Consider the following 22757-nt stretch of genomic DNA (forward strand, 5'->3'; position numbering starts at 1 on the left):
AAAAGCCGCTTTACATAAGAAGCGGCATCTGTTAACTATTCAATTCCTCGATTTCTTTCAGGGCAAATGGCCTATAATATTTAAAAGCTTTAAAACCAGTCCAGGCACTTAGAAAACCTATGATAATAAAAACAGCTGCTACTATATAGGTCGTTATCGTATGATAGAGAAACAATTGATTGATTCCGAAAAAAGCGACAAATAATCCAAGTGCAATACTGGATTTTCCGGATAAATATTTTCTTTCCATTTGTAATCTGCTGCGTACATATTTAATTTTATAATAAACATAAAAGGAAAGAGAAATAACAATAAGAAACACTAAAATAATCATTTTTTATCCTCCAAAAGACAATAATCTAGGCTATATACAAACAATATTGTAACGATAATTACTAGAAATATCTACAAAGTATCTATGAATTCCATGACAAATTAACGAAGGTGATTAAATGAAACAGGAGATATTTGAAACAATAAAGCAATACGAAACTATTATTATACATCGTCATGTTCGCCCTGACCCTGATGCGTATGGCTCCCAAGGAGGACTTGCTGAAATTTTAAAAGCATCCTATCCTGAAAAAAATATTTATACTGTCGGTAAACCCGAACCAACATTAGAATTTTTGAGGACCCTTGATGTTATTCCGGATGAGGCATACAATGGTGCTTTAGTAATTGTCTGTGATACAGCCAACAAAGAGAGAATTTGCGACGATCGATATACATTAGGGGACATGCTAATTAAAATTGATCATCATCCAAATGAGGACCCATATGGGGATTTATTATGGGTAGATACAGATGCATCTTCCGTCAGTGAAATGATCTATGAATTTTATTTATTTGGTAGAGACAAAGGTTTAAAAATGTCGGATGAGGCTGCAAGACTAATTTACGGTGGAATAGTTGGCGATACCGGGCGTTTTTTATATCCAAGCACAACACAACGAACATTTGATTATGCAGGAGAACTAATTCGTTATTCATTTGACAGAAATAGTCTCTACAATAAAATGTATGAATTGGATCCTAAGGTGGTAAAGCTGCAAGGTTATGTCTTGCAAAATTTTGAGGTTTTAGATGAAGGAGCAGCGGTTGTCATTTTGAAAAAAGAGATGCTGCGCGAATTTAATGTAGTACCATCGGAAGCATCACAGCTTGTAAGTCAGTTAGGAAATATAAAAGGTATTAAGGCTTGGTGTTTCTTCATTGAAGAAGAGGACCAAATTAGGGTAAGACTTCGTTCAAAAGGGCCTATTATTAATCAGATTGCCCGTAATTATAACGGCGGCGGCCACCCGCTTGCTGCGGGTGCTTCGATTTATTCATGGGACGAAGCACAAAACGTCATGAAAGACTTGGTGGAAGTATGTAAAGACAGTAAAGCCTCTATTTGAGGCTTTACTAGTCCGCTAACTTTAGTTCCAAATAAATATTGATGGTTGAATAGAATAATATGTCCTTAATTACTAGCTTATAACGGCGATTATTTATTTTAAGCGTCTTATTTTCAATGGTTTTAAAGATTAAATCCTTGTTTTGGTAGACTTCACTAATGTCTTTCGCAATCAAGGATCGTAAGTCTTCTTTTATCTCTTCTTCCTTTTCAAAAATGCTATGAGAATCCTTTATTCCGTATTTTTCATACCTATTAATTTTCACACTTACATTTTGGACAATCAACATTTCTGCATTTTTCTTTGTCAGCTTATCCCACTCATCCTGCCATATTTTTTTTTCATCTCTAAGGTCTTTAATAATGGAGTTCTGTCTTTTAATAACTATGGATTGTTTTTCCTGCAGGGTGCCATACATGAAAAGAAAGATCATCCAGCTAATACAGCCGCCAATGACAACCCCTGCAAAAAATCTTTGCCAGACCGGTTTTCGATGTAAGGTTGGAACTCTCATTGGACATGCTCCTGTGTAAGCCAAGATATGATAATGGAAGCGGTATTTGCGCCGCCCATAGCAGATAGGATAAGCAAAAGTTGCTTTACAATGTCCTTTGTCCCTCCGTCTAAAAATCCTTTTTCAAAACTATATACAGTGTCAAAGGTGCCGCCTATTGCAGCGATAATCGCCCATATTCGCAAATTGCTGGATATTCTTGTAATTTCCGTGAGTAGTGGTTGTCCAGTAATAAATGATGCGAGTCCACCAATTAAAGTTCCCCCAATCATGACACCAAAACCGATAAAAAAACTATTAAAAAAGGCCGGAAAAAATGCTTCATTCACTAGAGACCATCCCCTGAAATCGATTGTCCTTCCCTACACTATATGGGACAACACACCGGTATATGAAATGAAATAAAAAAACTTATCAGAAATAAATAAAGTCCCTGTAAATCAAATAAGAAAAAACATAGTATAAAAATGAGAACATATTTTCTTTTTTGTTTTTATCGATTTATAATAAAAGAAAGAAGTAAAAAGGTGGGAGTAGGATTGTCATTTATACACCTTCAAATATCAACAGCTTATAGTCTGCTATCTAGTACTGTTTCCATAAAAAGTTTAATTGAGCAAGCGAAAAAGTTAAATTATCAAACACTTGCTATTACAGACCGGAATGTTTTATATGGAGTTATCCCTTTTTATAAAGAATGTATAAAGAATGGAATCAAACCAATTATTGGAATTACTGTAGATGTTTTAAGCGAAACACAGGAAAATAAATCATATCCTCTTGTTTTATTGGCTAAAAATGAAAAAGGCTTTGAAAACCTAATAAAAATTTCAAGTACTATTCAAACCGTGTCCCCGGCAGGTATACCAACAAAATGGTTAAAAGGATACAGGCAAGGTTTATTTGCATTTTCACCAGGGATAGAGGGTGAAATTGAAGATCTATTACTTCGAAATGAAACGGAAAATGCAATCCGTACAGCGAAGTTTTATCAACAGTTATTCGAGAGTGATTCCTTTTTTTTATCTCTGCAAAATCATCTGCTTCCTGATGAGCAAAGAATCAATCAAAAATTAAAAGATATCGCAAAAAATAATGGGATAAACACTATAGTGACTAATGATGTAAGATATGTTGAAAAAGAGGATGCTTTTAGTCAAGAATGCTTGCTAGCCATCGGCCAAGGTTTAAAATTAAGTGACGAAACACGTTTTACACTGAAATCGGAAGAATATTATTTAAAATCGAAGGAAGAAATTGTACAGTTATTTGCTGATGAAGTAGATGCGTTGGAAAACACGATTCGATTGGCAAATTCGTGCAATTTAGAAATAAAGATGAATCAAAGGCTATTGCCAAAATTCCCAATAGAAGGAAATCAGACGACAAAGGATTTGCTGCGGGAATTATGTTTACATGGCTTAAATGAGCGAATTGATCATGTGGCTCCCATTTACATAGAAAGATTAGATTATGAATTAAATATAATCAATAAGATGCAATTCAATGACTATTTTCTGATAGTATGGGATTTTATGAAATATGCCCGTGATAATGGAATCTTAACTGGACCGGGACGCGGGTCTGCAGCGGGTTCCCTAGTTGCCTATACTTTAAATATTACAGATGTGGATCCCATTCAGTACGAACTACTATTTGAACGATTTTTGAATCCGGAAAGAATTACGATGCCTGATATAGATATTGATTTTCCTGACCATCGCCGTGATGAAGTAATTCAATATGTTGCAGAAAAGTATGGAAAGCTGCATGTTGCCCAAATTATCACATTTGGAACTCTGGCAGCAAAAGCTGCGATCAGAGATGTTGCACGTGTTTTTGGATTTAATACAAAAGAATTAGAGCAGCTTTCCAGACTTATTCCATCCAGACCGGGAACAACACTGAATAAGGCATATGAACAGTCAGAAAAGCTGAGAAGCTTTGTACAGCAATCAGAACTGCATAAGAAGCTTTTTGTCACTGCATTAAAGCTGGAGGGGTTACCGAGACACACCTCTACGCATGCTGCAGGAGTCATTATAAGTGATAAACCTTTAAGTAATATTATTCCTATCCAAGATGGACATGATGGTGTCTATTTGACACAGTATCCGATGGATATTTTAGAGGAAATCGGTTTATTGAAAATGGACTTTCTGGGTCTGCGAAACTTATCCCTTATAGAAAGAATTGTTGCTAGTATTCAAAAAGGTCTGGGAAGAAAGATAAACATAAAAAGTTTGCCGCTGTCTGATGAAAAAACATTTAAATTATTAAGCGATGGTATTACCACAGGCATATTTCAGCTTGAATCAGATGGTATGAGAAATGTGCTGGAAAAGCTTAAACCATCAGATTTTGAAGATATTGTTGCAGTGAATGCCTTGTACAGACCCGGCCCAATGGAGAACATTCCAACCTATATAAGACGAAAACATGGACAGGAACCGATCCGATATCCACATCCTGATTTAGAGCCAATTTTGAAAAAAACATATGGCGTTATTGTTTATCAGGAGCAAATAATGCAAATAGCTTCCATAATGGCGGGCTTTACACTTGGGGAGGCAGATTTATTAAGAAGAGCGGTTGCAAAAAAGAAAAAAGAAGTATTGGATGAAGAAAGAGAACATTTTGTTAAAGGTGCTGCAGAAAAGGGTTATGATAGCCAAACTGCAAATGATATTTACGATTTAATTGTCCGATTTGCCAATTATGGTTTTAATCGCAGTCATGCAGTGGCATACAGCTTTATAGCATATCAGCTCGCCTTTTTAAAGGCACATTATCCCCTGTATTTTATGGCGGCGCTTTTAACATCTGCGATAGGAAATGAGGATAAAATTTCACAATATATAAGAGAAGCTAGACTAATGGGAATAAAGATTCTTCCTCCTTCTATCAATCATAGTTTTTACCCATTTAGTGTGGAAAAAGGCTCAATTCGATATAGTCTTGCTGCAATAAAAGGGGTTGGCATGGCTACCTTGAAGGAAATAATGGGAGCAAGACAAACAAAACCGTTTAGCGATTTATTTGATTTATGTATAAGGGTTTCCGGGAAGGCTTTAAATCGAAATGTACTAGAATCGCTTGTATTTTCCGGGGCAATGGATGATTTTAATCATGACCGTGCGACATTACTTGCAAGTCTGGATATCGCAATAGAACATGCTGCACTAGTCAGACCGGAAAATCAGGAATATGATTTATTTTCAGAAGATGACGTTTTCCAGCTTAAACCCAAATATATGGAAGTTGAAAAGATGCAAAATATGGATAAGCTATTATTCGAAAAACAAGTATTAGGACTCTATTTATCTGATCATCCTGTAAGTTCATATAAAAAAATGCTGGAGCAACTTTCGATAACCTTAGTAGTAGATATAAAAAAAGGACAGAAGCACTGTAAACTAGGCATATATATAAATGAATTTAAAACGATTCGTACTAAAAAAGGGGAAGTCATGGGCTTTTTGAAAATTAGTGATGCCACAGGAGAAATGGAAGCTGTGATTTTTCCAAACGTTTACCGACAATTTAGCAGTGTTTGTAATCAAGGGCAGCTTGCGGTCATGGAAGGAGCAGTGGAAGAGAGAAATGGAAAGCTTCAATTCATTGTCCAAAAAATAACTAAAATGGATGAAGCAGCAGAGAACTCTAAAATGGACAATAAAAAACTGTATATTAAAGTAACAAAACAGATTGAAGATTCTATCGGCATAGAGAAAATGAAAATAAAATTAAGAAAATTTACTGGAGATATCCCTGTCATTTTATATTATGAAAGCAGCAAGCGAACAGTACAGCTATCACGAAATGACTGGGTCGATGGTTCTGATGAATGTTTAAAGGCATGTAAGGATTTATTAGGACAAGAAAACGTGATTTTACAATAATATTTTTCACTTGTAAGATAAATGTGGTATATTATTTAATAGACATGTGTGGTCAGACCACTTAACGAAGGAGTGAAATCATGTCTTTACGAGAAGAAGCATTACATATGCACCGCATAAACAGAGGAAAATTAGAGTCCAAGTCTAAAGTAGTCGTAAAAAATGCAAAGGATCTAAGTCTTGCTTATTCACCTGGGGTGGCTGAACCATGCAAAATGATTTACGATAAACCGGAAACGGTGTATGAATACACCATGAAAGGGAATATGGTTGCTGTTGTAACAGATGGAACAGCAGTATTAGGCTTAGGGAATATTGGACCTGAGGCTGCACTTCCTGTTATGGAAGGAAAAGCAGTATTATTTAAAAGTTTTGCAGGTGTAGATGCTTTTCCAATTTGTTTAAATTCTACAGAGGTAGATAAAATCGTAGAAACAGTGAAACTATTGGAGCCAACATTTGGCGGTGTGAATTTAGAGGATATTTCCGCACCTCATTGTTTTGAAGTGGAAGAAAGATTAAAGAAAGAAGTTAATATTCCTGTTTTTCATGATGACCAGCATGGAACAGCAATTGTAACGGTTGCAGGATTAGTAAATGCATTAAAAATTGTCGGCAAGAAAATGTCTGAAATTAAAGTTGTCGCAAGCGGCGCAGGGGCTGCTGGAATTGCTATTATAAAATTATTATATCATTACGGTGTTCGTGACATTATTATGTGTGATTCAAAAGGGGCTATTTTTGAAGGCCGTACTTTTGGGATGAACAGTGTTAAATCAGAAGTTGCAAAATATACGAATAGAAATAAAGAAGAAGGTAAACTTTCAGATGTCATTAAAGGTGCAGATGTCTTTATTGGGGTCTCTGTAGCAGGGGCACTTTCAAAAGCAATGGTCGAATCAATGAATCCGGATTCTATTATTTTTGCAATGGCTAATCCTGATCCGGAAATTATGCCGGAGGATGCGAAATCAGCAGGGGCTGCAGTGATTGGTACCGGTAGATCTGATTTCCCAAATCAGGTTAATAATGTGTTGGCGTTTCCAGGAATTTTCCGTGGTGCATTAGATGTTCGTGCCACACATATTAATGAAAAAATGAAGCAAGCCGCAGTGGAGGCTATTGCAAGCTTAATAGAAGAAAGTGAGCTAAACTCAGATTATGTCATCCCAAGACCATTTGATCCAAGAGTTGCTCCAGCCGTTGCCGCTGCAGTTGCTAAAGCTGCAATGGAAACAGGAGTAGCACGTTTAAAAGTCGATCCTGAAGAAGTTAGAGCTAGAACAATGCGACTGTCTGCAATTGGAAAAAGTGAGTGATTTGATTAGTGAGTTCAAATCAAAGCAAAACAAAGCTATATCTTGAGATTGTACATCAAATTCGAGAAATGATAACAGAGGACCAATTATTGCCTGGCGATAAGCTTCCTTCAGAACGGGAACTTTCAGAGCGTCTTAATGTAGGGCGCTCTTCTGTTCGAGAAGCTTTTAGGGCATTAGAACTGCTTGGGTTGATTGAAACTCGGAGGGGTGAAGGTACATATCTTCGCGATTTTACTAATCATCAATTAGTAGAGCTTCTAAGTACCTTTATTTTACAAGATTCACAGGTTAGGCAAGATGTATTGGAAACGAAGGCTCTAATTGAAAAGGATGTAATTAGGCTTGTTTCCAAGGAGCAATATGTTCAGAAACTACATGTCTTGAAAGAACAGCTGGAAAGCGAAGAAATCAATACGGAAGATAGATTTTATCATCAGCTTATTGCCATTACGGAAAATCGGCTGCTATTAAAAATATGGCAAATAATAAATGAATATTCGTCACAATTAATTTCCAATAAGGGAAATTTCATCCATAGAGATAAATATCTTCTCTTATTAGACAGCATCATAAAAAGGAATTCAGAACATGCTATTGAAATTTATGATACAATGTGAAAAGTGTCGAAAAAACATCGACGAATTCCAACATTATTTTTTACGAAAGTACGATAAATTGTAAAAGATATAGAACAAGCTGCTTCCCAGTTGTTTTTAAAGGAGGATTAATTTTGCTGAAAGATTTTTTTACGAAACCTAAAAAGAAAAAATATGCAACCATTCCTTCAGAAGCGGCAAAACATGATGTACCTGAAGGGTTAATGACCAAATGCCCAAATTGTCGTAAAATCTTATATTCGAAGGATCTAGAGAAAAACTTAAAAGTGTGCTTACACTGTGGATACCATCTGAAAATGAATGCATATGAACGTGTGGAGAGCTTTATTGATGAAGGCACATTCCAAGAAATGGACGGCCAGCTGATCTCTGAAAATCCGCTTGGTTTTCCTGGCTATCTAGAAAAACTGGAACAAGTTCGCGAGAAAGCAAAGATGAATGAAGCAGTCTTAACTGGAACTGGGAAGGTTAACGGACGCGAAATTGTATTAGCGATTATGGATTCAACTTTTATCATGGGAAGTATGGGATCTGTCGTTGGAGAAAAAATTACCCGTGCTATTGAAGAGGCTGATAAACGAAGGCTTCCATTTATTATTTTTACTGCTTCGGGCGGTGCAAGGATGCAGGAAGGTGTTCTTTCCCTAATGCAAATGGCAAAAACAAGCGCTGCATTGAAAAAATTTAGTGATAACGGCGGATTGTTCATTACCATTATGACCCACCCAACTACCGGCGGCGTAACTGCGAGTTTTGCGTCATTAGGTGATTATAATTTTTCAGAGCCTGGCGCGTTAATCGGTTTTGCAGGCAGAAGAATTATTGAACAAACAATCCGTGAAGAATTACCTGCAGAGTTTCAAACCGCAGAATTCTTATTAAAACATGGTCAACTTGATGCTGTTATCGAAAGACAAGAATTAAAAGAAACGATAACAACCGTTCTTGAAATTCATGGGCAAGTAGGTGAATTACAGTGGTAAATGAACTCGAGTTTGAGAAGCCGCTAATAGAATTGCGAAAAAAAATTAAAGAACTAAAAGAGTTTACTCAAAGCTCTGATGTAGATTTATCATCTGAAATTGAGAAACTAGAATCACGTTTAAGTAAACTTGAAACAGATATTTACGAAAATATGAAGCCGTGGGATCGGGTTCAAGTTGCCCGCCATCCTAATAGACCAACCACATTAGACTATATTCCGCATCTGTTCACTGATTTTATCGAAATACATGGTGACAGACTTTTTGGTGATGATGAAGCTATTGTTGGTGGAATTGCTAAATACAAAGGTCTGCCAGTTACTATCATTGGACAGCAACGTGGTAAGGATACAAAAGAAAATATCCGGCGAAATTTCGGGATGCCGCATCCAGAAGGATATCGCAAGGCATTAAGATTAATGAAACAGGCAGATAAGTTTAAACGTCCTATTATTACATTTATTGATACTAAAGGTGCATATCCTGGAAAAGCTGCCGAGGAACGCGGCATAGCGGAATCCATCGCCCGCAATTTGTTCGAAATGGCTGGTTTTCGCGTCCCGATTATTTGCATTGTTATCGGTGAAGGTGCAAGCGGTGGCGCTTTAGGAATTGGAGTAGGAAATCATATTCATATTTTAGAGAACTCTTGGTTCTCCGTTATTGCACCTGAAAGTGCTGCAGCATTGCTGTGGAAGGATGCAGGACAAGCTCAAAAAGCTGCAAATATCATGAAGATTACTGCACCTGATTTAAAGAAACTTGGGGTCATTGATGAGCTAATACCTGAAGTTAAGGGTGGGGCTCATAAAGATATTACTACCCAAGCTGCTGCCATCGATAAGGTATTAGAAAATTCGTTGAAACAATTGCTTGCATTAAGTGCTGATGAGCTTATTCAAGATCGATTTGATAAGTTTAGGAAAATGGGTAAATTCACGGAAGTTAAGGAATTCGTCAACTCTAAATAGTGAAATAATCATTTACTACTAGAAATAGATTTTTTGTGAAGCAATCGGTTTATAGATCCGATTGCTTCTATATTTGTCTAGCTACAGCTTCTATTGGCAAGCGGATTTCTAGGTCTTAGTCCTACGATAAGTCAACATCGGCTCGTGGAAAATCTCGCCTTGTTTCCTTTATCTCGAGCCTGCGACTCCGAAATCCGTACGCTGATGAGCAAGGCGCTTACGCTTTTCTAATTAAATCGCTTTCAATTTTGTTATTATTTTGGCTTTCTATTTTCTGTATCAAATCCATTGTGAAGTAGGATAAATAGTGGTATTTTATAAATATTCATTGATTGTATAAGAGAAGATACTTGGATAGAAAGTATTTGCTTTAAACAAGCTAAAAAGGATTATTACATATTAACCTATTTACAAGAGGTGTTTTCTATGAAAAGAATTGGAGTGTTAACAAGCGGCGGAGACGCACCAGGGATGAATGCTGCTATACGTGCAGTAGTCAGAAAAGGAATTTATCATAATCTTGAAGTGATGGGCATCTACAATGGATATAGCGGTCTAATAAACGGAAAGATAGAGAAATTAGAGTTAGGTTCTGTAGGAGATATTATACATCGTGGCGGAACCATGCTTCACTCGGCACGCTGTGAAGAGTTTAAAACAAAAGAAGGCCAGCAAAAAGGAATTGAACAGCTCAAAAAGCATGGAATTGAGGGTCTTGTTGTAATTGGTGGAGATGGATCCTATCAAGGTGCAAAAGCATTGACAGTGCAAGGCTTTCCATGTGTTGGAGTACCTGGAACCATCGATAATGATATCCCGGGAACAGAATTTACAATCGGTTTTGATACTGCATTAAATACCGTACTGGATGCAATTGATAAAATACGTGATACTGCTTCCTCACATGAACGAACTTTTATCATTGAAGTAATGGGAAGAGATGCCGGAGATATTGCCCTTTGGTCTGGTCTTGCAGGCGGTGCGGAAACCATTTTAATTCCTGAAGAAAACTATGATATGAACGATATCGTAGAACGTTTAAATAAAGGAAATGAGCGTGGTAAAAAGCATAGTATTATTATTGTGGCAGAAGGTGTTACATCTGGGAATAAGTTCGCAGAAGAACTAAAGGAAGCTTCCAATATTGAAACACGTGTATCTGTGCTTGGCCATATTCAGCGTGGTGGATCTCCGACTGCTTCTGATAGAGTTTTGGCAAGCAGACTTGGAGCAAGAGCCGTGGAACTTTTAATGGAAGGAAAAGGCGGCAGAGCTGTAGGCATCGAAAAAAATCAACTTGTGGACTATGATATTATTGAAGCTTTAAGCAGAAAACATGAGCTTAATTTCGATATGTATAAACTTTCAAAAGAATTATCTATATAAATTGCGGAGGTAAGACAATGAAGAAAACAAAAATTGTGTGTACGATCGGTCCAGCGAGCGAAAGCGTTGAAATGCTGGAAAAATTGATTGATGCAGGGATGAATGTAGCGCGATTAAATTTTTCACATGGTGATCATGAAGAGCATGGCAGACGAATTAATAATATCCGCACTGCATCTGCAAATACAAAGAAAACTGTAGCAATTTTATTAGATACAAAAGGACCTGAAATTCGAACACATGATATGGAAAATGGCTCCATCGAATTAAAAGAGGGAACACAAACAATTATTTCGATGTCACAAGTCCTAGGAACACCAGAAAAGTTTTCTATCTCTTACACAGGATTAATTGATGATGTACATGTTGGATCAAAAATTTTATTGGATGATGGTTTAATCGAATTAGAAGTTACGGAAATAGATCATGACAAAAAAGAACTAAAAACAAATGTACTAAACAGCGGTACATTAAAAAATAAAAAAGGGGTAAATGTACCGGGGGTTTCGGTGAATTTACCAGGTATCACTGAAAAAGATGCAAAGGACATCCTGTTCGGAATTGAACAAGGTATTGACTTTATCGCAGCATCTTTTGTTCGTCGTGCATCCGATGTATTAGAGATTAGGAAATTATTAGAAGAAAACAATGCTGAATATATTCAAATTATCCCTAAAATAGAGAATCAAGAAGGTGTTGACAACATCGATGAGATTTTAGATGTTTCGGATGGTTTAATGGTAGCGCGCGGTGATTTAGGGGTAGAAATTCCAACTGAAGCAGTTCCTTTGGTTCAAAAAGAATTAATTAAGAAGTGCAATGAGCTTGGAAAACCTGTTATAACAGCCACACAAATGCTGGATTCTATGCAGAGAAATCCAAGGCCAACAAGGGCTGAAGCTAGTGACGTTGCCAATGCGATTTTTGATGGTACAGATGCAATTATGCTTTCAGGAGAAACGGCTGCAGGGTTATATCCAGTTGAAGCAGTGAAAACAATGTATAAAATCGCGATACATGCTGAAGAAGCTTTAGACCATCGTGACATTTTATCTTACCGGAGTAAAAACAGCGACCATAACATGACAGATGCTATTTGCCAGTCTGTTGCCCATACAGCGCTTAATTTAGAATTGAAAGCCATTATAACTCCAACAGAGAGTGGATATACTGCCAAGATGATCTCTAAATACCGCCCTAAGGCACCAATTGTGGCAGTGACTTCCAATGATTATGTCGTACGCAGATTATCATTAGTATGGGGAGTGTACCCTCAAGTTGGCAAGAAAGTAAATTCTACTGATGAAATGCTTGAACTAGCAGTACAAGAAAGTTTAAATACTAATTTAGTGAAGCATGGCGATTTAGTTGTGATCACTGCAGGAGTTCCAGTTGGAGAAGCAGGAACAACCAATCTAATGAAAGTTCATGTAGTTGGTGATATTGTAGCGAAGGGTCAAGGAATTGGCAGAAAGTCAGGATACGGGAAAGCGGTTATAGCTAAAAATGCAAAAGAAGCGAAGGAAAAAGTAAAAGAAGGATCCGTATTAGTCGCCATCGGTACTGATCGGGAAATGGTTTCTGTACTTGAGAAATGTAGTGCTCTAATCGTTGAAGAAGGCGGCTTGACAAGTCATGCGGCAGTTGTAGGAATAAATCTCGGTATTCCAGTTATTGTAGGAGTGGAAAATGCTACTTCTAAAATAGTAGATGGTCAAGAGATTACAGTGGACGCACATAGAGGCGTTATATATAACGGCCATGCAAGTGTATTATAATAAATAAAAAAAAAACCAAGGGGCTGCCCCTTGGTTTTATTCTTTTATATCAGTATTTGGTTTGCCAATGATAAAATTCCATACATCGCGAAAAACATTTGCTCTATTTAGCGTAGTTATAATGACTAATGTGACCGGTCCAAGAATTAAGCCTAAAAAGCCAACTAATTTAAATCCGACAAATAATGCAACTAGTGTGGCTAAAGGATTTAATCCAATACTGGATGAAAGAATTTTTGGCTCCATAAATTGTCTCTGTACAATGACAACTGTATATAAAACTCCAAGACCGACCGCAAGAGTAATATTTCCCGTAATCGCCTCATATACGATCCAAGGTATAAAAACCACACCAGTTCCTAAATATGGCAATAAATCGACTATTCCGCTTACCAATGCAATCGTAATCGCATAGTCTACTCTTAAAATGAGAAGGCCGATTAGAACAATCACTAAAGTAATGGATATTAAAGTAAGCTGTGCCCGAATGAATCCAACAAGCGCTTTCTTTAAATCATTAAATACTGTTTGCCCGCTTTTTTGTGCTTTTTCTGGCAAAAATTTTCTCCCGTATTTTGTCAATCGGTACCAATCTTTGCTGATGAAAAACGTAGCCAACAATGAAAAAATCATAACAGTAGCTGCATTTGGAATCCAAGAAATTAAGCTTGGCAATTTTTGAAAAAAGTTTTGAAGAAAATTACCTGCACTAGAAGCGATTTTTTGTCCGGCAGATTGGATATTTTGCATGATTGTATCTTGTTGTCCAGCATTTAGGCTTTTAAACAAACTTGTAGCTTGGTCATAGAGAGGAATTACCTGGGAAGCTATAAAATCTTCAATATAGTTGACTAATGTTTGCACATGATCCGGTAATACGTCCGCCAGATAATTTGCACCAGCAACTATTTCAGTAATTAATAAAGTAATTAATCCAATAAACACACTTATGATGAAGATAATGGATATAATAACCGCAACTGCCCTTGGGAGTCTGATTTTTTTTTCAAGGAAATTTACAAGAGGGTTAATAAAAAGAGCAATGACGATTCCAATGAGGAATGGATACGTTACCTTCGAAATCAAGACAAACAGTGTAACTGTCCCGACAACAACAGCGATTACGATAAAAAAACGTATTGTTCTATATATATATTCAGGATTCAAACTTAGCCCTCCTCAGGTAGGTATTACTATTATTTTACATGCTGATATTGGTAAAAAAAAGAGATATATGAAAATCTATGAAATTCTGAAAAACGTTGAATAAAGATGAATGAATATCATGAATAGAGCAATCATAACAAATAGTTGTTTTCTCATTAATTATAGCTTTACTTCATTGTTATAAATCCAAATAAAAAGTGGCTTCGAGGCATCTTTTCTTAGCAAATTTGTTTATTTTTAATCCGAAAAAGGTTGTTACTAAGTGTTTTCGTATATAAAAGCAATAAAGTATAAGAAAAGAGCCTAACAAACAGAATCCTTTTCATTTTTCTAAAAAAACATTCTTTACCAGATTGAATCCAATACCATTCACAAAAGTTTGATAAGTGTTTATAATATGGGATGTAACGAATAAATTTGAGCCTATAAATAGACAAGATTTGAAATTATATTATAATAGGTATGTGACCGCTTGCACATTTATAAAGGCTGTTTTCGTATAAATTGTTGCTTCGTACATTGGTATAAATTCCAATGTAGACATAGACTTGGGACATCTTTTCTTAAAAAGTTATTTATTTTTAACTAATACAAGGATGTTTTATGAGAGTTCCGTATACATAGCAGCATAGTTGAAGAAAAGAGCCTTACATATATTAAGCGATTGCTTGGTGGCCGGAATAACCGGGTACAATAATTTACTTTATTTTATTTTATTTTTATAGCTCAAATATATTAAAAAATGATAAAAGGAGAGAAAGTCATGACAACTACTCGTGGACTTGAAGGTGTTGTAGCAGCAACAACTTCCATCAGCTCTATCATTGATGACACCCTTACATATGTTGGTTATAACATTGATGATCTTGCTGAAAACGCAAGCTTTGAAGAAGTAATTTACTTACTATGGCATCTTAAACTTCCTAACAAAGCGGAATTAGCCGAATTAAAACAAGAACTTGCTGATAATATGGAACTACCTAAAGAGGTAATTGCAAGCTTTAAAACATATCCTATTCAATCGGTTCATCCAATGGCAGCATTACGCACGGCTGTTTCATCATTGGGATTATATGATGAAGAGGCGGATGTAATGGAAGAGGCAGCTAATTACCGTAAAGCAATTCGTCTGCAAGCAAAAATGCCTGCATTAGTAGCTGCATTTGCTCGTGTGCGCAAAGGATTAGAGCCTGTAGCACCACGTAAAGACTTAGGATTTGCAGCTAATTTCCTTTATATGTTAACTGGCAATGAACCGGAAGAAATCGCTGTTGAAGCATTTAATAAAGCTTTAGTATTACATGCTGACCATGAATTGAATGCATCTACATTTACTGCACGAGTTTGTGTTGCAACACTATCTGATGTTTATTCTGGAGTAACTGCAGCAATTGGTGCGTTAAAAGGACCTCTTCATGGTGGAGCGAATGAGCAAGTAATGAAAATGTTAACTGAAATTGGCTCCGTTGAAAATGTTGATTCTTATATCCACGAAAAACTTGCTAATAAAGAAAAAATTATGGGCTTTGGCCATCGTGTATACCGTCAAGGCGACCCACGTGCGAAACATTTGAAAGCAATGTCTGAAAAGTTAACAAAGCTTACAGGTGAACCACAATATTATGAAATGTCTACAAAAATTGAAGACATTGTTACATCAGAAAAACACTTACCGCCAAATGTTGATTTCTACTCTGCTTCTGTATACCACAGCTTAGGAATTGATCATGACTTATTTACTCCAATCTTTGCAGTGAGTCGTGTTTCAGGATGGTTAGCACATATTTTAGAACAATATTCTGATAACCGTTTAATCCGTCCTCGTGCAGAATATACAGGACCTGGTATGCAAACCTACGTACCAATTGAAAATCGCTAATCCGTTCACGTGGATTAGTTCTCTAGTTTTTTCATACTTTGTTTTAAACTTTCAATGATTTCGTTTTTGCAAGTGGGGAATGAAAATTTCCAATAAAAAACAAAGTGTAAGAAAAGAGCCATATATATTTACAAACAGATGAAAAATTGGTTCAATTAACATTGAAGATAATGGGTTAGAAGCATAGACTTCTAACCTTTGATACTGAATTGGAGGGAAAGACATGTCACAAGGTGAAAAAATCACAGTAGAAAATGGTGTACTTAAAACACCTAATAATCCAATTATCCCATTTATCGAAGGAGACGGTACAGGTCCGGATATTTGGGCAGCATCCCAAAGAGTATTGGATGCAGCAGTGGAAAAAGCTTATAAAGGTGAACGCAAAATTGAGTGGAAAGAAGTTTATGCTGGGGAAAAGGCATTTAATAAAACCGGCGAATGGTTACCATCTGAAACACTTGATGTGATTAACGAATATTTAATTGCAATCAAAGGTCCTCTTACAACACCAGTAGGCGGCGGTATTCGTTCTTTAAACGTTGCGTTGCGCCAAGAATTAGATCTTTTTGTATGTTTACGTCCAGTACGTTATTTCGAAGGTGTTCCTTCTCCAGTAAAACGTCCTGAAGATACAGATATGGTAATCTTCCGTGAAAATACAGAAGATATCTATGCTGGTATTGAGTACAAAGAAGGCACTCCTGAAGTAAAGAAAGTAATTGAATTCTTAAAAAATGAAATGGGAGTTAATAAAATCCGTTTCCCTGAAACTTCAGGTATCGGAATCAAGCCTGTTTCTAAAGAAGGAACAACTCGCCTAGTACGTGCTGCAATTAATTATGCGATTAAAGAAGGCCGTAAATCTGTAACACTTGTACATAAAGGTAATATCATGAAGTTTACAGAAGGAGCTTTCAAAAATTGGGGCTATGAACTAGCTGAAAAAGAATTCGGTGATAAAGTATTTACTTGGGCACAATATGACCGAATTAAAGAAGAGCAAGGCACAGACGCTGCAAACAAAGCTCAAGATGAAGCATTAGCTGCAGGCAAAATCCTTGTAAAAGATTCTATTGCAGATATCTTCTTACAACAAATCTTAACTCGTCCTCGTGAGTTTGATGTAGTTGCAACTATGAACTTAAATGGTGACTATATTTCTGATGCACTTGCTGCACAAGTTGGCGGTATCGGTATTGCACCTGGAGCTAATATCAACTACGAAACAGGACATGCTATTTTTGAAGCTACACATGGTACAGCTCCTAAATATGCAGGGTTAGATAAAGTGAATCCATCTTCTGTTATTCTTTCTGGTGTTCTTATGCTTGAACATTTAGGATGGAATGAAGCAGCAAACCTAATTACAAAGTCTATGGAAAAAACAATTGCTTCTAAAGTTGTAACATATGACTTTGCACGCCTAATGGATGGTGCTACAGAAGTTAAATGTTCTGAATTTGGAACTGAATTAATCAAAAATATGGACTGATTTTCATAAGCCAAACAGATAGGTTCGGCATGATCACAGGCAACAAGAAAATTGCCGGCTAGTAGGATATATTCTTAAAAGCCGGCAATTTTTTCATTACATTGATAAAGGAGATTTTTAATATGACAATGAAAAGAAAGAAAATTTCCGTAATTGGTGCTGGTTTTACCGGAGCTACTACTGCATTCTTATTAGCGCAAAAAGAACTTGGTGATATTGTACTGGTTGACATTCCTCAAGCTGAAAATCCAACAAAAGGGAAAGCGCTTGATATGTTGGAAGCTGCTCCCGTTCAAGGATTTGATGCAAACATTATCGGTACTTCTGATTATGTAGACACAAAAGATTCTGACGTGGTAGTTATTACAGCTGGTATTGCACGTAAACCTGGCATGAGCCGTGATGACCTAGTACAAACAAATCAAAAAGTAATGAAAAGTGTTACAAAGGAAATAGTAAAATATTCTCCAAACTGCTACATCATTGTCTTAACCAATCCTGTAGATGCAATGACATATACTGTGTTTAAAGAATCTGGTTTCCCTAAAAATCGTGTAATTGGTCAGTCGGGTGTGCTTGATACTGCTCGCTTCCGTACATTTGTTGCACAAGAATTGAACCTATCTGTTAAAGATGTAACCGGCTTCGTATTAGGTGGTCATGGTGATGACATGGTTCCTTTAGTTCGCTACTCTTATGCAGGAGGAATTCCTTTGGAAACATTAATTCCGAAGGATCGGTTAGAGAAAATTGTTGAACGCACTCGTAAAGGCGGAGGCGAAATCGTTAATCTATTAGGAAATGGCAGTGCATATTACGCACCTGCAGCATCCTTAGTAGAAATGGTAGAGGCTCTTGTGAAGGATCAACGCCGTGTATTACCATCCATCGCATATCTCGAAGGTGAGTATGGATATGATGGAATCTACTTAGGTGTGCCAACCATTCTTGGTGGAAACGGAATTGAAAAAGTAATCGAATTAGAATTAACTGCAGATGAAAAAGCTGCGTTAGATAAATCAGCTGAATCTGTTCGCAATGTAATGAATGTTTTAGCTTAATGAACATTTTTAATAAGAGGTAGATTAAAAGGGTCAAACAATTAAACGGTTTGACCCTTTTTATATTAAATGGTACTATAAACAAATACAGATAATAGTGATTTTTCAATCTTTTATAAATAACAAAATGAAACCGTTTACAGTAATTGGAGGCGCTATTTATGTTATTAGGGAAGAAAAGAAAGCTTGGCAGAAAAATAGATGAAATTTCGGTTGGAGAAAAATTAACGCTAACTGAAAAAATAGAGGATAAAGATCTTCTGCTATATTTAGGCTTGACTGATGACGCAAACCCATTATTTATACAGCATGACTATGCTTCTCAGACACCATTTGAAAAGCCAATTGTACCAGCTATCATGCTGACAGGAATGATTACTTCTGCTATTTCGAAATATTTACCGGGACCAGGTTCACACATACTCTCGCAAAATATCGAATTTAAAAAGCCAGTATATCATTATGCCTCGGTTCATTTTTTATTCGAAATTATTATCGTCAACCAAAAGCAACATATGATTACTATTAAAGTGACAGCAACAAATGAAGAGAATGAAACGGTGATTACCGGTAAAATAGATGTTTGTCCGCCGCATCGGTTGGAAATGTTTAATGGTAGTGCGTTGGAGAATTTTTAATGATACATAGTACAGTCAGCATCTATGCTGGCTTATTTTGTTTTCTAAGAAAATCGTTGATATTTTCCCTTTAGAGTTGACCATGTTAGAATAAGCATAGAGAATACAGTGTTATTATATTTGAGGAGGTATTATTTTGACCAAGAAAGTGATTCTGATTGATGGCAATAGTATTGCATACCGTGCTTTTTTTGCATTGCCGCTTTTAAATAATGAAAAGGGAATACATACAAATGCTGTATATGGGTTTACAACGATGCTGATGAAGATTTTAGAAGAAGAAAATCCTACACATATCTTAGTAGCATTTGATGCGGGTAAAACAACCTTCAGACATAATACCTTTAAAGAATATAAAGGGACTCGTCAAAAAACTCCTCCTGAATTGTCAGAGCAATTTCCGTTTATTCGAGAACTTTTGGATGCTTATGGGATAAAAAGATATGAATTGGAAAACTATGAAGCAGACGATATCATCGGTACACTATCCAAACAAGCTGAACAAGAAGGCTTTGAAGTAAAAGTAATTTCCGGTGATAAGGACTTAACACAATTAAGCTCTGAAAAAACTACGGTTTGTATTACGAAAAAGGGAATTTCTGAAATCGAAGCATACACACCGGATCATATTCAAGAAAAATACGGATTATCCCCTTTACAGATAATTGATATGAAGGGTCTAATGGGAGATACATCTGATAATATTCCGGGTGTTCCCGGTGTTGGGGAAAAAACCGCTATCAAATTATTGAAGGAATTTAACACACTAGAAAACTTACTTGAATCTATTGATCAAGTAAGTGGGAATAAACTAAAGGAAAAGCTTGAAACAAATAAAGAACAAGCACTTATGAGTAAAGAACTCGCTACGATTTTCAGGGAAGCTCCTGTTACTGTTTCCTTACAGGATACAGAGTACCGCCAAGGAGAAACAGAGAAATTAGTCGGCCTATTTAAAGAGCTTGGATTTAATTCTCTATTAGAAAAAATGGATGCAAGTGTTATCAGTGATTTGTCTGAACCTATGGAGGAAATTAAGTTTACCAAAGTCGATAGCATTACAGAAGATATTTTTTCCGAAGAAAATTCATTATATCTAGAGATGCTGGACGAAAATTATCATACTGGGGACATAATCGGATTCGGTTTAAGCAATGATAAAGGTCTTTACTATTTGCCCGCTTCCATCGCCTTAACGTCTGCAGTGTTCAAGAAATGGGCAGAAGATGAAACAAAAATAAAGAACGTATATGACGGTAAAAAATTAATTGTTGCATTGAAGAAGCATGGAATAGATCTGAAGGGAATAGAATTTGATTTATTAATTGTTTCCTACCTTTTGAATCCATCAGAAAATGCCGATGATTTTACTTCCGTTGCAAAATTACATGGATATACAAATGTACAAACGGATGAAGAAGTATACGGGAAGGGTGCAAAACGAAAAATACCTGAAGAAGAGTTAGTTGCAGATCATGTAGTACGAAAGGTATTGGGAATATCCAAATTAGTTGATTCATGTATGAAAGAGCTTGAAAAAAATGAACAACTTTCCTTATATGAAAATCTGGAGCTGCCACTGTCCTTCATTTTAGCTGAGATGGAATCAACCGGAATTAAGGTTGACAAGAATCGACTTGAAGAAATGGGCAAGGAAATTGCGGAGCGCCTAAATGAAATAGAAAAAAATATTCATGATTTAGCAGGTGAACAATTTAATATTAATTCACCAAAACAATTAGGGGTTATTTTATTTGAAAAGCTTGGATTACCTGCTTTAAAAAAGACAAAAACGGGTTATTCCACATCTGCGGATGTATTGGAAAAACTTGAGTCTGAGCATGAGATTGTAAAAGAAATTCTTCAGTATCGCCAACTGGGGAAATTACAATCGACCTATATTGAAGGATTATTGAAAGTAATCAATGGACAAGACGGAAAGGTCCATACTCGTTTTAATCAAGTACTCGCACAGACAGGGCGTTTGAGTTCAATTGACCCGAACTTGCAAAATATTCCGATTCGTCTTGAAGAAGGAAGAAAGATTAGACAGGCATTTGTACCTTCAGAAGAAGGCTGGTTTATCTTTTCAGCGGATTATTCACAGGTGGAGCTGCGCGTCTTAGCGCATATTGCTGGTGATGAAAAGCTAATCCAAGCATTTAATGAGGACATGGATATTCATACTAAAACGGCAATGGATGTATTTCATGTTTCCGCAGATGAAGTAACCTCTAACATGAGAAGACAAGCAAAGGCTGTTAATTTTGGAATTGTATATGGCATAAGTGACTATGGTCTTTCACAAAATCTAGGAATTACTAGAAAAGAAGCAGCCGGGTTTATTGAACGTTATTTTAAGAGCTATCCAGGTGTAAAAAATTATATGGAAGATATCGTGCAAGATGCAAAACAAAAAGGATTTGTCACCACTTTATTAAATAGAAGACGATATATTCCTGAGATTACAAGCCGTAATTTTAATATTCGAAGCTTTGCAGAACGTACTGCTATGAACACTCCTATTCAAGGAAGTGCGGCGGATATTATCAAAAAAGCGATGATTGATATGGCTGCTAGATTAAAAAAGGAAAATTTAAAATCACGTTTATTGATACAGGTTCACGATGAATTGATTTTTGAAGCGCCCCAAGAAGAACTGGAGATTCTAGAACGAATCGTACCGGAAGTCATGGAAAATGCACTTTCCCTCGATGTCCCGTTAAAGGTTGATTATTCATATGGGGCAACATGGTTTGATGCAAAATAGACAGCGTGGAAATATGAGGTGAAATTAAGTGCCAGAATTACCTGAAGTTGAAACAATCAGAAGGACGCTAAAAGAATTAGTTATCGGAAAAACAATTGAAAATGTGATTGTTCATTGGCCGAAAATCATAAAAAAACCTGAAGAAAAAGAACAATTTATGGATGCTTTAAAAGGGCAAACATTTAAAAGTATTGACCGCAAAGGAAAGTTTTTAATCTTTTATACGAATGATTTTGCCCTTGTCTCCCATTTGCGTATGGAAGGCCGCTACGGTATGTTTCAAAAAGCGGAACCAGTCGATAAACATACACATGTTATTTTTCAATTCACAGACGGAACAGAACTACGCTATACGGATGTCCGTAAATTCGGCACGATGCATTTATTTAAAAAAGGGGAGGAATTTTCTTCCCTTCCATTATCACAGCTAGGTCCTGAGCCATTTTCGGATGAGTTTACAAGCAGTTATTTAAGGAAAAGATTAAGTAAAACAGAACGAAATATTAAATCGGTTCTTTTAGATCAAACCGTTTTGACCGGATTAGGAAATATATATGTGGACGAAGCCTTATTTCGTTCAGGGATACATCCTGAGCGAAAAGCACCGTCCTTAACAACAAAGGAGATAGACAAGCTTCATCAAGAAATTATTGCCACATTAAAGGAAGCAGTTGAAAAAGGTGGCAGTACCGTTAGAACGTATGTCAATACACAAGGGCAAATTGGCATGTTTCAGCTCCAGCACTTTGTCTATGGGAGAAAAGGAGAACCATGTAAAAAATGCGGGACTCCTATCGAAAAGCAAGTAACTGCTGGAAGAGGAACTCATATCTGTCCTAAATGTCAACGATTAAAAAAGAAATAAGCAACC

General features: G+C 36.4%; 18 protein-coding genes. 14 read left to right on the forward strand and 4 right to left on the reverse strand.

Annotation, left to right across the window (positions count from 1 at the left end; translation table 11 throughout):
- Positions 1–31 precede the first annotated feature (31 nt).
- Complete coding sequence (locus NSQ59_RS08930) at positions 32–334, reverse strand: YtpI family protein (protein WP_055739035.1); 303 nt, start codon at positions 332–334, stop codon at positions 32–34.
- A gap of 118 nt (positions 335–452) precedes the next feature.
- On the opposite strand from NSQ59_RS08930, the gene NSQ59_RS08935 reads away from it, so the two are divergent.
- Entirely contained in the window at positions 453–1403 is a 951-nt protein-coding gene (locus NSQ59_RS08935) for a DHH family phosphoesterase (protein WP_055739036.1), read from the forward strand.
- Positions 1404–1410: 7 nt separating this feature from the next.
- On the opposite strand, the gene ytrI is transcribed toward NSQ59_RS08935, so the two are convergent.
- Together ytrI and NSQ59_RS08945 are read right to left on the reverse strand one after the other, a co-directional pair.
- Positions 1411–1917 (reverse strand): sporulation membrane protein YtrI, encoded by a 507-nt coding sequence (ytrI, locus tag NSQ59_RS08940; protein ID WP_055739037.1) that lies wholly within the window; start codon positions 1915–1917, stop codon positions 1411–1413.
- On the reverse strand, positions 1914–2246 hold the full coding sequence (locus NSQ59_RS08945; protein ID WP_055739038.1) for a YtrH family sporulation protein: 333 nt from the start codon (positions 2244–2246) through the stop codon (positions 1914–1916). Before NSQ59_RS08945 ends, ytrI begins: the two co-directional genes overlap by 4 nt.
- Before the next feature lie 210 nt (positions 2247–2456).
- Here NSQ59_RS08945 and dnaE point away from each other — a divergent pair, with 210 nt between their 5' ends.
- The 7 genes from dnaE (at position 2457) to pyk (ending at position 12876) form a co-directional block, all read left to right on the forward strand.
- Complete coding sequence (gene dnaE, locus NSQ59_RS08950; protein WP_055739039.1) at positions 2457–5819, forward strand: DNA polymerase III subunit alpha; 3363 nt, start codon at positions 2457–2459, stop codon at positions 5817–5819.
- A gap of 80 nt (positions 5820–5899) precedes the next feature.
- Positions 5900–7138 (forward strand): NAD(P)-dependent malic enzyme, encoded by a 1239-nt coding sequence (locus tag NSQ59_RS08955; RefSeq protein ID WP_055739040.1) that lies wholly within the window; start codon positions 5900–5902, stop codon positions 7136–7138.
- Between the two features lie 68 nt (positions 7139–7206).
- Positions 7207–7758 carry a FadR/GntR family transcriptional regulator gene (locus NSQ59_RS08960; protein ID WP_055741170.1) on the forward strand — a complete coding sequence of 184 codons (552 nt, stop codon included), beginning with the start codon at positions 7207–7209 and terminating at the stop codon, positions 7756–7758.
- A gap of 113 nt (positions 7759–7871) precedes the next feature.
- Positions 7872–8741: an acetyl-CoA carboxylase, carboxyltransferase subunit beta gene (gene accD / locus NSQ59_RS08965; protein WP_055739041.1), complete on the forward strand. Its 870-nt coding sequence runs from the start codon at positions 7872–7874 to the stop codon at positions 8739–8741.
- Entirely contained in the window at positions 8735–9712 is a 978-nt protein-coding gene (accA, locus tag NSQ59_RS08970; RefSeq protein WP_340830771.1) for an acetyl-CoA carboxylase carboxyl transferase subunit alpha, read from the forward strand. Before accD ends, accA begins: the two co-directional genes overlap by 7 nt.
- A gap of 426 nt (positions 9713–10138) precedes the next feature.
- Positions 10139–11098 (forward strand): 6-phosphofructokinase, encoded by a 960-nt coding sequence (gene pfkA, locus NSQ59_RS08975; RefSeq protein ID WP_055739043.1) that lies wholly within the window; start codon positions 10139–10141, stop codon positions 11096–11098.
- A 17-nt stretch (positions 11099–11115) separates the two neighbouring features.
- Entirely contained in the window at positions 11116–12876 is a 1761-nt protein-coding gene (gene pyk, locus NSQ59_RS08980) for a pyruvate kinase (protein WP_055739044.1), read from the forward strand.
- Positions 12877–12912: 36 nt separating this feature from the next.
- On the opposite strand, the gene ytvI is transcribed toward pyk, so the two are convergent.
- On the reverse strand, positions 12913–14043 hold the full coding sequence (gene ytvI, locus NSQ59_RS08985; RefSeq protein ID WP_055739045.1) for a sporulation integral membrane protein YtvI: 1131 nt from the start codon (positions 14041–14043) through the stop codon (positions 12913–12915).
- Between the two features lie 763 nt (positions 14044–14806).
- Here ytvI and citZ point away from each other — a divergent pair.
- From citZ to mutM, 6 genes are all read left to right on the forward strand, one after another.
- The gene (gene citZ / locus NSQ59_RS08990) at positions 14807–15922 is read left to right on the forward strand and encodes a citrate synthase (protein ID WP_055739046.1); all 1116 of its coding nucleotides are present in this window, start codon (positions 14807–14809) and stop codon (positions 15920–15922) included.
- Between the two features lie 223 nt (positions 15923–16145).
- Positions 16146–17417, forward strand: a complete 1272-nt coding sequence (gene icd / locus NSQ59_RS08995; RefSeq protein ID WP_055739047.1) for an NADP-dependent isocitrate dehydrogenase — start codon at positions 16146–16148, stop codon at positions 17415–17417.
- 122 nt (positions 17418–17539) lie between these two features.
- On the forward strand, positions 17540–18478 hold the full coding sequence (gene mdh, locus NSQ59_RS09000) for a malate dehydrogenase (RefSeq protein WP_055739048.1): 939 nt from the start codon (positions 17540–17542) through the stop codon (positions 18476–18478).
- 161 nt (positions 18479–18639) lie between these two features.
- Positions 18640–19116: a MaoC/PaaZ C-terminal domain-containing protein gene (locus tag NSQ59_RS09005; RefSeq protein ID WP_055739049.1), complete on the forward strand. Its 477-nt coding sequence runs from the start codon at positions 18640–18642 to the stop codon at positions 19114–19116.
- A gap of 136 nt (positions 19117–19252) precedes the next feature.
- Positions 19253–21886 carry a DNA polymerase I gene (polA, locus tag NSQ59_RS09010; RefSeq protein WP_126647801.1) on the forward strand — a complete coding sequence of 878 codons (2634 nt, stop codon included), beginning with the start codon at positions 19253–19255 and terminating at the stop codon, positions 21884–21886.
- Between the two features lie 28 nt (positions 21887–21914).
- On the forward strand, positions 21915–22751 hold the full coding sequence (gene mutM / locus NSQ59_RS09015; protein WP_055739051.1) for a DNA-formamidopyrimidine glycosylase: 837 nt from the start codon (positions 21915–21917) through the stop codon (positions 22749–22751).
- The last annotated feature ends 6 nt before the right edge of the window (positions 22752–22757 follow it).

The sequence above is a fragment of the Margalitia sp. FSL K6-0131 genome (genome assembly GCF_038008735.1).
Taxonomy (GTDB): Bacteria; Bacillota; Bacilli; order Bacillales; family Bacillaceae_C; genus Margalitia; species Margalitia shackletonii.

Excerpts from the sequence above, each read along its gene's own strand:
- ytrI (WP_055739037.1), bottom strand. The coding sequence starts at position 1,917 with ATGAGAGTTCCAACCTTACATCGAAAACCGGTCTGGCAAAGATTTTTT.
- pyk (WP_055739044.1), top strand. The coding sequence starts at position 11,116 with ATGAAGAAAACAAAAATTGTGTGTACGATCGGTCCAGCGAGCGAAAGC.
- NSQ59_RS08935 (WP_055739036.1), top strand. The coding sequence starts at position 453 with ATGAAACAGGAGATATTTGAAACAATAAAGCAATACGAAACTATTATT.
- NSQ59_RS09005 (WP_055739049.1), top strand. The coding sequence starts at position 18,640 with ATGTTATTAGGGAAGAAAAGAAAGCTTGGCAGAAAAATAGATGAAATT.
- NSQ59_RS08930 (WP_055739035.1), bottom strand. The coding sequence starts at position 334 with ATGATTATTTTAGTGTTTCTTATTGTTATTTCTCTTTCCTTTTATGTT.
- icd (WP_055739047.1), top strand. The coding sequence starts at position 16,146 with ATGTCACAAGGTGAAAAAATCACAGTAGAAAATGGTGTACTTAAAACA.
- NSQ59_RS08960 (WP_055741170.1), top strand. The coding sequence starts at position 7,207 with ATGATAACAGAGGACCAATTATTGCCTGGCGATAAGCTTCCTTCAGAA.
- citZ (WP_055739046.1), top strand. The coding sequence starts at position 14,807 with ATGACAACTACTCGTGGACTTGAAGGTGTTGTAGCAGCAACAACTTCC.
- NSQ59_RS08955 (WP_055739040.1), top strand. The coding sequence starts at position 5,900 with ATGTCTTTACGAGAAGAAGCATTACATATGCACCGCATAAACAGAGGA.
- mdh (WP_055739048.1), top strand. The coding sequence starts at position 17,540 with ATGACAATGAAAAGAAAGAAAATTTCCGTAATTGGTGCTGGTTTTACC.
- pfkA (WP_055739043.1), top strand. The coding sequence starts at position 10,139 with ATGAAAAGAATTGGAGTGTTAACAAGCGGCGGAGACGCACCAGGGATG.